Here is a 13,695-nt window from a genome sequence, read left to right as displayed (position 1 = left end):
CGAATAACCAACACACCCGACAAACCCGTCTGCTCAATCTCCATATCACCCAACCTCAAAAACCTGTTGCCTGTATTTTGGCTTTGCCACACGTGTATGAAATGTGACTTCGATTCGAAATTTTCAGCGCGTAGTTAACTGACCGCGCGAACAAATTGAATGGGCAAGCTCTTTTGTCGAGTTATGCGTCTGATGGTTTCGGCAACTTTTTTGACGGGGCTCTTTGCTGAATTTCTGGTTGTCCATTCCTTGCTGGTGGCCATAAATGTAACCACACAAATAGTAAACCGCTTTGCTTTGAACGAAAGAGCGGATGAAAGAAACGCAGAAAAGCGGCAGTATCGGATCCGAATTGCTACAAGACATACCGGCTCAGGTCTGCTGATTTGGTCAATTCACCCAGATTGTCGTCCACGAATTGTGCGTCGACAGTTATTTCTGTTCCGGCCTGGTCTGGTGCAGTGAATGACAGCTCTTCGAAGACCCGCTCCATGACGGTGTAAAGTCGCCGCGCACCAATGTTTTCAATGCTCTGGTTCACCTCGGCTGCGATCCGTGCCAAGGCGGCAATACCATCTTCAGTAAACCCAACAGTGACCTCTTCGGTGGCCATAAGGGCCGTATACTGACGGGTCAGTGCGTTGTCGGTTTCGGTCAGGATGCGCACGAAATCCTCCTCGGTCAGCGCGCGCAGCTCTACCCGAATGGGCAGACGGCCCTGCAACTCGGGCAAAAGGTCTGACGGTTTGGCGATATGGAACGCACCGGATGCGATGAACAGGATGTGGTCGGTTTTCACCGGACCGTGTTTTGTCGAGACGGTTGTGCCTTCGATCAGGGGCAGCAGGTCGCGCTGTACACCTTCGCGACTTACATCACCACCACGCGCTTCTGTGCGGGCACAGACCTTGTCAATCTCGTCCAGAAAAACGATGCCATTCTGTTCCACCGATTCCAATGCGGTGCGGGTGACCGTCTCATCGTCCAGCAGCTTGTCGGCCTCTTCCCCAATCAGCACGTCATAGCTTTCGGCGACAGTCAGACGTTTCCTGACAGTACGCCCGGCAAACGCCTTACCGAAGATATCACCCAGATTCATCATCCCCATCTGACTGCCTGGCTGTCCCGGAATGTCGAACATCGGCATCGGGTTTGAACTGTCCGCGACGTCCAGTTCGATGACCGTCTCATCCAGTTCACCCGCCTTGAGCTTTTTGCGGAACATCTCTCGTGTGCCTTCACGGGCATCCGTACCAGCGATGGCGTCAATCACGCGGTCTTCGGCGGCTTGATAGGCTTTGGCTCTGACGTCTTCACGCATGAATTCCCGTGTTTGCAGAATGGCGGCATCGGCCAGATCGCGGATGATTTGTTCCACGTCGCGACCGACATAGCCAACCTCTGTGAACTTCGTGGCTTCGACTTTGATAAAGGGTGCGCGCGCCAGCTTGGCCAGACGGCGGCTGATCTCGGTCTTGCCGACACCGGTGGGGCCGATCATCAGGATGTTCTTTGGATACACCTCTTCGCGAATATCGTCCGGCAACTGCTTGCGGCGCCAGCGGTTGCGCAGGGCAACAGCCACAGCGCGCTTGGCATCCTTTTGCCCGATAATGAAACGATCCAGTTCCGAGACAATCTCGCGCGGGGTCAGGTCGGTCAAAGGGCAATCCTCTCGGTCGTATTTGCGTGATGCGGTCTAGGTAATCATGGCTTTGACGAAAACAAGCAAACCGCGGGTCTTGGCCGCGTTGGTTAACAATGCCTCATGCGGTTTGCAAATCCTTTGCTTGGGGAAAACACGAACCCTCTGTTACGGTTGCGTCAGGGTTACGAGCGTCAGGAGCATATGGAATGACGAAGATTGCCAAGATTACCCTGTTGTTTGTGGTATTTGTGGATCTGATCGGGCAAGGTCTGGTCTTTCCCATCATCAATTCGCTGATCATGGAAACGAACTCGGGTTTCCTGCCGGAAAGTACGCCAGTGGGCCGCAGGCATTTTTACTATGGTCTGGTGATCGGATGCTTTTTCCTGTCGTGGTTTCTGGGTGTTGTTTATGTCTCGAAAGTGTCTGACTCGATCGGGCGAAAGAACGCGTTGCTGGTCTGCCTTGGGGGGGCGTTGGTCGGATATGCGCTGACCATTGTGGCGCTTTATCTCAATAGCCTGCTTCTGCTGATCGTCGGCCGTTCGATTACCGGGTTCACTGCGGGCAATCAGCCTATCGCGCAGGCAGCGATGATCGATGGCAGCACTGACGCGTCTGACCGGGACCGAAACATGGGCTACATCGTGACAGGTGTCAGCTTTGGCCTTGTCGGCGGGCCGATCATCGGCGCGGTTTTGTCGGATTCGGCGTTATTTGGCGGCTTTGCCACGCTGAAAACCCCGTTCTATGGCGCGTTCGTGTTGGTGTTGATCGCGATTTTTCTAGTGCTTCTATTTTTCAAGGACACCCGAACCAAGCGCGAGCCCTTTGTGTTTCGCCCCCGTGATATTACCGACAGCCTGATCGCAGTTGGCGAACACCCGCTGGTTCTGAAAATCCTGCCGGTTTATTCGTTTTTCATGATCGCCAATGTCACATTCTACGTGTTTGTCGACAATTTCCTGACCAGCGCATTCGGGTATGGGGTCATCGGGGGCAGCGTGGCGATGGTTGTCATCGGTGTGGCGTTGGCCTTTTCCAGTACGTTCCTGGTGAAGCCTGCCCAGGAAAGGTTCAGCAAACACGCGATCATTTACACGTCGCTTGTGGTGATGGTCATTTGCGGGTTTGCCTTTGCCTTCAGCCCAAGCGGTGTATTCAGCTATGTCCCGGTGTTTTTCTTCTATTTCCTGTTCGGCATCGCTTATCCAACACTGTTGGGCCTGTTCTCCTCAAGCGTCAGCGAGGCGGATCAGGGCTGGGCCATGGGCGTGGCCACCGCCGTGTTCTGCCTTGCGGGGGGGATCATGTCACTGATCGGTGGCGGATTGATGAGCATCGATATCCGCGTGCCCTATTACATCGTGATCGTAGCGGCGGTCCTGGGGTTGATCGGCATGCACCGTCGATGGAAAGGCAAAGAGATCAAGGCGCTTTTAGCCTGAGATCGTCTCAACTGTCAGGTTGCCATTGGTGTAGACACAGATATCTGCTGCGATGGCCATAGATTGCCGGGCAATGTCTTCAGCGGATTTGTCGCTGTCCATCATGGCACGCGCGGCGGCCAGAGCGAAATTGCCTCCCGACCCGATGGCAGCCACATTGTGTTCGGGTTCCAGTACGTCCCCTGCCCCGGTGATGACCAGCAGATCCCTGCCGTCTGTCACGATCAGCATCGCCTCAAGCTTTTGCAGATACTTGTCGGTGCGCCAGTCCTTGGCGAGTTCAACCGAGGCGCGGGCCAGTTGGCCGGGCGTAGCCTCAAGCTTGGCTTCCAGCCGTTCCAGCAATGTGAAGGCATCCGCTGTCGATCCGGCAAAACCTGCCACGATCTCGAACCCTCCGGGAGACAGGCGGCGCACCTTGCGCGCGGTGCCCTTGATCACGGTTTGACCCAGACTCACCTGACCGTCGCCGGCAATGACGACATGACCGTCCTTCTTGACGCCGATAATCGTTGTTCCGTGCCAACCGGGAAAGTCGTTATCTGCCATGATCGTCTCCGCTTTTGCTGGCGGTATATATGGGCCGGACCGGTTGTTGGCGCAACCCATTGCCAAACTGCCCAAAAGATATGCAAAAAACGCAATTCGGGGTTACCGGACCAGCAATTGTGAGTCCGGCCAAGCGGTACTAGATGAGGCTCACAACCGACAACGGGTCGGCTGTTTCTTCAATAAGGACTGCGCACATGGCAACCACAGCTAATATTCATGCGCCGCTCGGAGCAGCTACCATCCTGCACGTGGCGGACGTTTTCATCAATGCATTCGACAATGTTGTCGCATGGAATGAAGCCCGTAAAACACGGAACCTTCTGTCGGAACTCAGCGACACGCAGCTGGACGATATCGGTCTGAGCCGCGCGGATATCGCAAAAATCTGATCCAACCGACAGATCGCCAAACCGAACCAGCCGCCCGGATTTCCGAGCGGCTTTTTCGTTGCTCAGCTCTGGACATATTTCCCGGCAAGATCGGGCAAAAAGGCCTCGACCGCAGCAGTTGCAATGACGTGCAGAGTGCCAGTCTCTTCATCGGCGACATCCAGACCACCTTTGACCGCGCGAACCTCGGCCCGGCCCCGTGGCAAGTCGGCAGCAACCAGCTCGCAGTTCACCTGTTCCGGATTCTGAACGCCGATTGTCACACGCACGCGCATTTCGTTGTGATCGATCTCCAGCTTTAAAAACAACGTGATGGATGAATGATGCAACGCGTCCTGTACCGCGCGGCGGGCTGCTTTGGTATAATCCTGACCATAAAGGTCATTGCCGGTGCCCATTTCCAGGATGATCCGCTTTTCACTCATTGCGCAGGGTCCATGTCGAAAGAAACGATCAGTGCAGCGTTGGCGATGACCGTGTGGCCATCGCCATGCGGTTTTTCGATGTCCAGCCCACCTTTTCTGACGGTAATGTTGGGCTGGCCATAAGGGAAAACGGCTTTGAGGGCGTCGGTATCCACTTGATCCGGCTGCTGCACGCCGATCTCGGCATCGATGATCATCGCCTCTTTCGGGAAACCAAACAGTTCGGCCATATTGACTGAGTTGTGCCACAGCGCGTCTCTGATCGCCCGAAGAGATGCTTCGGTATAGTCCATTCGGCGCAGGGATGTGCCCATCCCGAACTCTACAAGAACGCGCGTTTTTGCCATTGGCTTCCCCGCTGTTTCAACAAAAAAGGCGCCCCAATCTGAGACGCCTTTCGAACAATCTGTTATCGCCAGATCAGATGGATTCGTCGATCCAGCTTTGCAGCGCGGCTTTGGGGGCAGCGCCTGCGCGGTTCGATACAACCTGACCGTCCTTGAAGATGAACAGCGCCGGGATGCCGCGCACGCCCATGGCGGCGGCAGAGTTCGGGTTGTTGTCCACGTCCACCTTGGCGATCTTGACCTTGCCGCCATATTCGGCGGCCAGCTCTTCCAGTGCCGGACCAATCTGCTTACAGGGTCCGCACCATTCGGCCCAGAAATCCACTACTACTGGAACGTCCGAGTTCTTGACTTCGGCGTCAAAGGTTTCGTCGGTGACGGCTACGGTCGACATATTATGTCTCCTGAATGAAATGCGCTTGGGCTGTGAAGGTAGGGGCGGCAGTAGGTAAGGTCAAGATATCTGGGTGCAGGCCAGGGCATCCGTCACAAGATCGTGTGGCAGCCACATAAGATTTGCCGTTCTTGTCCAAAGGATTGCGGTGCGTATCTTGTGGTTTGGATAGATCTGCGACAGGGCTTGCGCATACGCGCCCATTTGGCGAAGCAACCCTTCGGGGCAATCTTCGACCCGGTTCGGAACGGTGGCATTTGATTTGAAATCAATCACATGAACTTCGCTGTCCGTCACGATCAGGCGGTCGACAATCCCGTACATTCGCTGCCCGTTCAGGTCGGCAGTAACAGGTATTTCGGCCAATGTGTCCGGCGTGAAAATGTGTCGCAGGCTTTCGGATGTCAGCACGCCTGTGACTTCGGTCAGCAATGCGTTCTGATCCTCGTGCCCCATGTCGGGCAGCAGGCGGGCGCAAAGCTCTGGCCAGTGGTTCTGCGTGACTTTGGGCAGATGCTCAAGCAGCAGGTGCACACGGGTTCCGCGCAGTTTGGCAGCGTCTTCATCCAGACCAGCGTCACCCGGCAACGCCTTGGCACCACCCAGATCCGAAGGGCTGATGGTGGCCGCAGGTACAACTGGTTCAGCTGCGGGGTGCAGGAACATGTCGGGCAGTTCTGCATGTTTGGCCGATGCGTGTGACTGCTCAACCAATGGCAACCCATCCCAGTCGCCATGGGACAGCCGACGTTTATCTGAACCAGGCAGTTGCGTTGCCCCGGCCTTTTCCATCGCCGCTTCTACCATCTGGTACCAGCTGTTGCCATCTTTACCCAAATCACCCGCCGCCGCCACGATCAGCCACTTTTCGGCCCGTGTTAGAGCCACATATAGCAAGCGAAGCCGTTCGTTTTCCTCGCGGGTGCGCGCCTCTGACCGGGCGTGAGTGATCAGGTTCGGCGATTGATCTGCCGAAACCTTCCACAGCGGTGTCCCGTCTGCCACCATGATTTCAGCGTCGCGCGGCGGCTGCCGTTTTCCGGTATCCGGTAGAATGACGATCGGAGCCTCCAGACCTTTCGAGCCGTGCACCGTCATCACCCGGATCATATTGCCGACCCCGCTCATCTGTCGTTTGATTTCCAGATCGTCGGTCTGCATCCAGACCAGAAATCCCGTCAGGCTGGGGATATCCGTCCGCTCGTAGGCCAACGCCTGCGACAGCAGGGCATTGATACCGTCTTCAGCCTCGGGTCCCAGTCGGCCCAACAGGTTTCGCCGCCCGTTATGTCGGGTCAGAATGCGTTCGATCAGGTCATAGGGGCGCAGAAAGTCGATCTGACTGCGCAGATCGTTCAGCACGCCCAGGGTTTCGGGGAATTCGTCAGCGCGTTTGCGCAAAGCAGCCCACAGGAATTGCTCCTCCCGCCGATGGGCCAGATCGAAAAGCTGCTGCTCGGACCATCCGAACAGCGGGGATTTCAGAACTGTCGCCAGCGACAGGCTGTCTTCGGGCGTCGCCAGAAAGCCAAGCAGCGCAGCCAGATCCTTGACCGCTAGTTCGGCCCCCACCTTAAGCCGGTCCGCCCCGGCGATGGGTAGCCCGGCAACCTTGCAGGCGCGAATGATTTCGGCAAACAGGTCGGACCGGCGTTGCACAAGGATCAGAAAATCACCGGGTTGCACTTTGCGTCGAACAAACTGGCCCTGTGTGTCCCCGTCTTCAGGGATCGTTTCGCCGCCATCGATCATTTTTTTGATCGACGCAGCCACCCGTTCGGCCAGAATAACGGTATGATGCCGTGATCCGGGTCGGTCCACCGGATCAGTCCAGTCCCCCTCCTCCGCGTCTTCGACTTTTTCGACAACGGGCCAAAGATCAACCCGACCGGGCAAATCGGATTTGAAGGCGCGGTGCTGGCTTTCCTTCTGAAATCCTGCATCGGTTCGGTTATCAAAAAGCGTGTCGACCAGAGACAAGATCGCGCTGGAGGATCGGAAGGAATATTCCAGCGTCGAACCCCACAGTTTAGAGCCTGATTCAGTGAGTTTTCGGTCAAACTCCTCCTGCATCCGGTCAAAAGCCTGCGGGTCGGCGCCCTGAAAGGAATAGATCGATTGTTTTTTGTCGCCGACCACAAAAATCGTGCGCTCGACCCCTGATCGGGCCCCTTCCCCACTGGTGAACTCCTGAGCCAGTTTTTCGACCACATCCCATTGATCGGGGCTGGTGTCTTGCGCTTCGTCGACAAGAATGTGGTCGATACCCCCATCCAGACGGTATAGCACCCATTCGGCCACTGCCGGGTCATTCAGAACCTGACGTGCGCGCAGGATCAGATCGTCGAAATCCAGCCACCCCCGCAACTGCTTGCGGCGTTCATATTCCGGTAGGAATGCAGCGGCAAAGCGGTGCAATACAGCGGTTTTCTGGGCTGCAACCAGCGCCAGCCGGCGTTCGCGTGCAGCTTCAAGCCGCAGCATGAGAGCTTCGAGTTGAGGCATCCGGTCCGCCAGCGCACCTTCGCGAAGGAGTTTGGTAGGAAAGCCGTTGATCTTGGCGGTGAACGGTTCTTTTGCGCCTTTTCCTGTCAGCAGCACATCTTCCAGCATGGGCAAGTGAGCCAATCGTGCTTCGGTGAACCCTGCCAGCTTTGCCGCTGCCTTGGCATTATTGCCGCCACTTTCGAGCAACAGGGGCAAAATTGACTGGATCAGCTCAACCTCACCACCCAGGAAAACGCTTTGGAACAACGCATTATCGTCGAAATGCGAGGGCAGTTCGAAGCGTTGCAACAGATCAGGCCAATCCAGTTGCTGCGCGAACTGGTTGCGCTTTTGGGCGATCGCCGCAGTCAGCTTGTCAAAGCCTGTATCGGTGATAAACCGGGCCACGTCTTCGATCAGCTTGGCCTGCGGGCCTTCTGCGAAATCTTCAACAATTTCTTCCCTCAGCAAAGCTGCCGCACGGTCTTCCATTTCCGAAAACTGCGGGCTGACCCCGGCCTCGAGCGGGAAACGACGCAGCAACGAGGCGCAGAACGAGTGAATTGTCTGAATCTTCAAGCCGCCCGGCGTCTCGATGGCGCGGGCAAACAGGGTGCGCGCTTGTGCCAACCGGTCTGAATCGATAACGCCGGTCACGCCCAGTTCGGCCAGGTCCTTTTGCAGCCTGGCATCTTCCAGCATTGCCCATTTGCCAAGACGGTCAAACAACCGGTTCTGCATCTCGCTGGCAGCAGCTTTGGTATAGGTCAGGCAAAGTATGTGCTGCGGTTGGACGCCACCCAGCAGCAGGCGCGCCACCCGATCGGTCAGAACCCGTGTCTTTCCTGACCCCGCATTGGCGGCCAGCCAGGTCGAGGCATCGGGTCGCGCGGCTTGCACCTGTCGTTCGGTGGCTTCGTTGCGCGCGCTCATATCAGGTCCTCGGGGCGCGTTTTGGCTGTCCGGTCCCACTCGCCGAACCGGGCCAGATGATCATAGTCACCAATATCCGTATCCTTGTGCAGCATTCGGCGGGATGAATATCCCTGATCAGGCTCTAAATAGGCTGAAATCAGCTCTTTCAATTCGGCCAGAACCTTCTCGGCGGGTTCTTTCAGCAGCGGCGCGGGCACCTCTTTATAGGCACCACCCATCCCGATGAAGATCGCCTCTGCCACCGCCATCGGGTCAAGACCTTCGATACCGCCCTGTTCGGCCATTGCAGCCTCGATCAGCAATTGCTTGTCGAATTTGGACTGCTGGCTTTCTGTCGGAGGCGCACCAGTTTTATAGTCGATGATCCGCAAGGCCCCACGGCTGTTGTGATCGATCCGGTCAGCGCGCCCCGTGAGGGTGAAATCCAGCGGGTTCAGCACCAGCTTCATCGCTGCTTCAAAGGCCACTGGCCCACCGTCACCCCGGCGCGAAAGTTCGGCGCTGATAAAGTCGTCTGCGATCCGTTCCAGCCGCGCCAGCCACAGATGCCGCGCCGTGGGCCAGGCAACATGCTGCTCCAGCAATGTGTGCGCGCGTTTCAGAAAATTCTCACGCGTCAGCAAGGCGTTGTCGAGCACACTATCCTTGACGAAATGCTCGAGGATTTCGTGGATCACGATCCCCCGCAGCAACGCGTCGGGTGCCTGGACAAGCGGATCGAGAGGTTTCAACCGCAGCACATGCTTGGCATAGATGGCATAAGGATCACGGATCAGCCGCTTGATTTCCGTTACTGACAGGTGACGTGGACGCGCGGCAACTGGCGGGCGCGGGGATGGGCGTGGCGCGGGGTCAATGCGCGGCGCGTCTTCCAGAGCCTCGGACCAGTTCAGCCAGTTTTGGCCACGGGCGCGCATTCCGGCCAGCGCTTGCGGGCCACCCTGCTCAGGCAGGCCTTGCAAAAGGTTTGTCAGCCGGTTCACCCAACGGGACGGCACCGTTTCCGCATCATCCGAGCGGGTTGCGCGGGTTAGCCAGACCTCGGGCGCGCCGATGGCCTGTTGAAAATCATGCGCCGACAGGCCGATCCGCCGTTCGGGCAACAATAGGCCCGCCCTGTCGCGCATCTGCCGGTTCAGCCAGGGGTCAGGTGCCGGGGCTTCTGGCCAACTGCCTTCGTTCAATCCGCCAAGAATCAACAGGTCTGCACCCTGTACCCGCGCTTCGAGTGTGCCCCAGATCATAATATGCGGATGTGGCGCGTCGCGGTCGCGGACCTCTTCCCCTGCTAGCAACGCGCCCAGAAGATCGGCAAAATCATGGGCCGTCATTGGCCCGCTATGTTGCGCCTCTTCCCTGAGGGAATTCAGCACTGCCAGCGCCTTTTGACCCGCGTTCTTGTCCCAAAGCGTGCCGGTTTCGCCTGCACTGCCGGCCGAGATCGCCTCGGCCAGTGTTGTGAGCCGATCTACCCAGTCGGAAAGCGCCAACTCGCCTTTGATCTGTTGATCGCAGAAGTGGTGAACAACCCATTGGACCCAGGCCTCGGGGGTTTCTTTGCGTGCTGCAAATGCTGCGAGGCTGGTGCCATCCGGAAATGGCGGGCCATTGCGGCGCAGGTCCAGTTCCAGATCACGCGTGTGCAGCAAATGGTTACCGCGTTCACTGTCGTCATGGCACAACGGGTGTTTTAGCAAGGTAAGCAGCGCCTCGCCCTCCAGACGGCGCGTGAACAGACCAGCCACATGTCGCAGAAACCGGCCCGGAGGCGAGAGTTGCAGCGGCAAACCGGCGCTGTCATCCGCCAGAATGTTCCACCGATCCAGCGCGGCGCTGACCTGACGGGTCAACATGCGATCGGGCGTGATCAGGGCGGCGGTCTGACCGGTTTCAGCAGCCTTTCGTAGGCGCAGGGCAATGGCCAAAGCCTCGTCCCGCGGTGATTGCGCCTCGACCAGTGTCAGGTCTTTGGTTGCGCCGAGTAGATCAGCCAGTTTCGGGCCTTCGCTCATCCAGGCATCGGTGATCGGGGCCGGGCGCAAAGCCAGGGAAACCAGACGGTTACGAGCAGGCGAGGGGGCGTTCAGGTCTGTCCAGGGGGTGATCTGGCCGGGTGACAGGCCCAGCCCGTGCATCAGCTTGCGAAACCGGTATTGCGGATGATCTTCCGAAGTCAACGCATCATCCAACCCTTCCCAAACGCGATCCGGCTGGTCGAAATCGTATCCGGGCAGTACCAGCGCCCCTTGCGGCAAGCGCGCGACGGCGTCCATCAGCATCAGCGTGGTGCCGCGCGAACCGGTCGACCCGGCCAGTATAACCGGATGCAGGGGGGGATCGGTTTGCCAGCGGGCGATCAGGTTTTCGACCACGCGGCGTTGGCGGGCCTGCGCGTCCATCACCTGCGAGCCCGTGTCAATGAAATGATCTGCGATACCGATAAAGGTCTGAGCCCGCGCCCAATGGCCGGACATGTCGCTGACATCCAGCCCCCGGATTGTGTCCGGCGACACACCTTCACCCTGCATTTCGTCAATCAGCGCCGCCAGACTGTCGGACAGGTCAAAAACCGACGACCGCGCCGCCAAATCCGGTTGTTGTTCCAACAATTTGGCGACCAGCTGTGTCAACTCCAGACGCCGCCGAAGGGGCGGAATGGCAGGTGGAATATGCGCCAGATCAGCACTGTCCCCCAGATCGGTAACCAGAGAGATGCGGGGCAGCAGGCAAGGTGGCCCCTGATTGAACAGATCACGTACGCGCCGTTCCATACGCCGCGTGTTCAACACCAGTTCCACCCGCGCCATAGCTTCGGGCGGGCCTGAACAACGCCGCCTCAGGCCGTCGACCAACGCCTTGGGGAAATCCGTACCGGGTGGGACGGCGAAGACGCGGGGCAGGGGTCCGGGGTCAAACATCTGCCAGCAAATCCTCGGCCAGAGCGATCCCATCGGGGTGACCCACATCACACCAGCGACCGGGATACTCGATGCCGAACAAACGCCCCTGATCCTGCATCTGGTTCCAAAGCAGGTTCAACGAAAACGCTGGCTGCGAGAAGGCGTGCAACCCTTGTGTCTTGAGAATCTGTGCACCCCCGTAAACCAATCCGGGTCCACGCGTGATCCGCCCCAACCGATCAGCGGTAAAATCACCCGGCCCGTTGTGACCAATGGCCTGCGCAGTCGGAACACACATCAAAAGCGCATCCATGCGGGACGGGTCCCATGCGTTTTGCAGCAGTTTCAATGGATTTGGGCCGGACCAGATTGCATCGGTATTCAGGGTGAACACAGGGTCGGTGCCCAGCAATGGCAGGGCTGCGCGCAACCCGCCGCCGGTTTCCAGGATCTCCGGCTCCTCCCGCGATATCAGAATGCCTTTAGGCCCGAGATGCGCGTCGAGCTGATCGGCGTGGTAATGCACGTTTGCCACTGTGCGAACAGGGCCAAGGTTGTCGACAAGGTCCAGCGCATGGTCGATCAGGGGGCGCCCGGACACTTCGATCAGCGGTTTGGGTCGGTCCTTGGTCAACGCGCCCATGCGGGTGCCAAACCCGGCGGCAAACAACATTACGGCAAAGGGCGATCCGGTCATTGCGGCCTCAGCCTGGCCAAATTCTGAGGTGTTGGTCGGGGCAGAGCGTCGTGCAACAGCGAGGCCACCGATACAAGGGCAGGGTGTTCCAGATCCCGCATGAGGTGCGACCAGACCGCCGGGATCATGTCCAGATATTGCGGCTTGCCGTAATCGGTTGCCAGCCGCGAAAAACCGCCAAGGATGCGAAGATTTCGCTGCGCACCCAATACGCTGTACGCGGTCCGAAACTCGTGATCGTCCATACCTGATCCTGCAATATAGCGGTTGATCATCTGCATTTCTGTCCCGACCGAAACATCGCGGCGAATGTCCTGAAGCAAGGACACCAGATCATAGGCGGGGTGCCCCAGCATGGCCAATTGGAAATCCAGCAATCCGACGCGCCTTATGCCGTCGCGCTCAGGCAGCCACAGAAGGTTTTCTGCGTGATAGTCCCTTTGAATGACAACTTTGTCCCCAGAGGTTTCACGGTGCAAAATATCAGCAAACCGAAGTTCGAACCGGTCCAGAACGTCCTGATCAACATTGCCCTGAATGCCCGCGGCATATTTCGTAAGCGCCAGCGCCGCCAGGTCCGTCATCAGGGCCGGGTCGTAGGACGGTAGCGACAATATTGGGGCCTGATGCAGGTGCAGCAGCACGTCTGTCGCGGCCTCGTACAAAAGGCGTTCTTTGGACGGGTCTTTTTTCAGGACGCGTGCAAACAGATCATCACCCAGATCTTCCAGCAGCAGAAATCCATATTCAGCGTCTTCTGCGTAAATCTCGGGCGCACTCAGGCCAATCGAACGCAGATACTCGGCAACACGCACAAACGATTCGACGCTTTCGCCCTTGTCAGGTGGTGCATCCATCAGGACAGCCGTTCGCCCACTGACCGGATCGGTCACGCGTTCGTACCTGCGGTTCGATGCGTCGCCGGCCAGTGGTGCACGCGTTGCACCGGCCCAAGGAGTTTGCGCAATAAGGGCCTCTGCCAGGATTGTCCTGTTTGTCATCCTGCACTCTCCAGCTTTTCTACCCATTTCGGATCGGTCCATGACAAGGACACGTGGCGGGTTTCTTCTGTGTCAGGGTCTGTTTCGAAGGCCAGCTTTAACGAAGTGGCAGGGGCTAGTGCGCCCAGCTTTTCCGGCCATTCCACAAGGCAGATTGCTGTGTCAAAGGCATCGACCAAACCCAGTTCATCCACTTCCTCCAGCGCGTTCAGCCGATAAAGATCGCAGTGCCAGATCTCACCCGCCGGGGTGTCATAGGTCTGAACCAAAGTGAATGTGGGTGACGGCACGTCTTCCGGTTCAGGCATGAGTGATTGAATGAGGCTGCGTGCGAAATGCGTCTTGCCGCTGCCGATTGCACCACTAAGCAACAGGACATCCCCGGCATCAAGCGAAGACCCGATACGGGCCGCGAAATCTGCGGTTTCATCGGGCGATATAAACGTCAGGGTTTGGGGGGTCGTCGTCATG

12 protein-coding genes are annotated in these 13,695 nt (G+C 57.8%); 2 read left to right on the top strand and 10 right to left on the bottom strand.

Annotated features, from left to right (window positions below):
* Window positions 1-355: 355 nt before the first annotated feature.
* Window positions 356-1,663: an ATP-dependent protease ATPase subunit HslU gene (gene hslU / locus I9188_RS09570; protein ID WP_209505257.1), complete on the bottom strand. Its 1,308-nt coding sequence runs from the start codon at window positions 1,661-1,663 to the stop codon at window positions 356-358.
* A gap of 191 nt (window positions 1,664-1,854) precedes the next feature.
* Between hslU and I9188_RS09565 the strand changes: the two genes are divergently transcribed.
* Entirely contained in the window at window positions 1,855-3,096 is a 1,242-nt protein-coding gene (locus I9188_RS09565; protein WP_209505255.1) for an MFS transporter, read from the top strand.
* Here the strand turns inward: I9188_RS09565 and hslV are convergent.
* Window positions 3,088-3,645, bottom strand: coding sequence for an ATP-dependent protease subunit HslV (gene hslV, locus I9188_RS09560; protein WP_209505253.1), 558 nt, complete (start codon window positions 3,643-3,645; stop codon window positions 3,088-3,090). The genes I9188_RS09565 and hslV overlap by 9 nt on opposite strands.
* Before the next feature lie 197 nt (window positions 3,646-3,842).
* On the opposite strand from hslV, the gene I9188_RS09555 reads away from it, so the two are divergent.
* Entirely contained in the window at window positions 3,843-4,037 is a 195-nt protein-coding gene (locus I9188_RS09555; protein ID WP_209505251.1) for a DUF1127 domain-containing protein, read from the top strand.
* Between the two features lie 62 nt (window positions 4,038-4,099).
* On the opposite strand, the gene I9188_RS09550 is transcribed toward I9188_RS09555, so the two are convergent.
* The 8 genes from I9188_RS09550 to tsaE form a co-directional block, all read right to left on the bottom strand.
* The gene (locus I9188_RS09550) at window positions 4,100-4,462 is read right to left on the bottom strand and encodes a Lin0512 family protein (RefSeq protein WP_209505249.1); all 363 of its coding nucleotides are present in this window, start codon (window positions 4,460-4,462) and stop codon (window positions 4,100-4,102) included.
* The gene (locus I9188_RS09545; protein ID WP_209505248.1) at window positions 4,459-4,809 is read right to left on the bottom strand and encodes a Lin0512 family protein; all 351 of its coding nucleotides are present in this window, start codon (window positions 4,807-4,809) and stop codon (window positions 4,459-4,461) included. Before I9188_RS09545 ends, I9188_RS09550 begins: the two co-directional genes overlap by 4 nt.
* A 73-nt stretch (window positions 4,810-4,882) precedes the next feature.
* Window positions 4,883-5,203 (bottom strand): thioredoxin, encoded by a 321-nt coding sequence (gene trxA / locus I9188_RS09540; RefSeq protein WP_209505247.1) that lies wholly within the window; start codon window positions 5,201-5,203, stop codon window positions 4,883-4,885.
* A 60-nt stretch (window positions 5,204-5,263) separates the two neighbouring features.
* Complete coding sequence (gene addA / locus I9188_RS09535) at window positions 5,264-8,623, bottom strand: double-strand break repair helicase AddA (RefSeq protein ID WP_209505246.1); 3,360 nt, start codon at window positions 8,621-8,623, stop codon at window positions 5,264-5,266.
* A complete protein-coding gene (gene addB, locus I9188_RS09530) occupies window positions 8,620-11,544 on the bottom strand; it encodes a double-strand break repair protein AddB (RefSeq protein ID WP_209505245.1) in 2,925 nt (974 codons plus the stop codon). The genes addA and addB overlap by 4 nt, the downstream gene beginning before the upstream one ends.
* Window positions 11,537-12,223 carry a nucleotidyltransferase family protein gene (locus I9188_RS09525; protein ID WP_209505244.1) on the bottom strand — a complete coding sequence of 229 codons (687 nt, stop codon included), beginning with the start codon at window positions 12,221-12,223 and terminating at the stop codon, window positions 11,537-11,539. The genes addB and I9188_RS09525 overlap by 8 nt, the downstream gene beginning before the upstream one ends.
* On the bottom strand, window positions 12,220-13,224 hold the full coding sequence (locus I9188_RS09520; protein ID WP_209505243.1) for a phosphotransferase: 1,005 nt from the start codon (window positions 13,222-13,224) through the stop codon (window positions 12,220-12,222). The genes I9188_RS09525 and I9188_RS09520 overlap by 4 nt, the downstream gene beginning before the upstream one ends.
* Window positions 13,221-13,694, bottom strand: coding sequence for a tRNA (adenosine(37)-N6)-threonylcarbamoyltransferase complex ATPase subunit type 1 TsaE (gene tsaE, locus I9188_RS09515; RefSeq protein ID WP_209505241.1), 474 nt, complete (start codon window positions 13,692-13,694; stop codon window positions 13,221-13,223). Before tsaE ends, I9188_RS09520 begins: the two co-directional genes overlap by 4 nt.
* Between the last annotated feature and the right edge of the window lies 1 nt (window position 13,695).

Source organism: Ruegeria sp. HKCCSA071 (genome assembly GCF_017872555.1).
Classification (GTDB): domain Bacteria; phylum Pseudomonadota; class Alphaproteobacteria; order Rhodobacterales; family Rhodobacteraceae; genus Ruegeria.
This window is presented reverse-complemented; position numbering and strand designations above follow the sequence as displayed.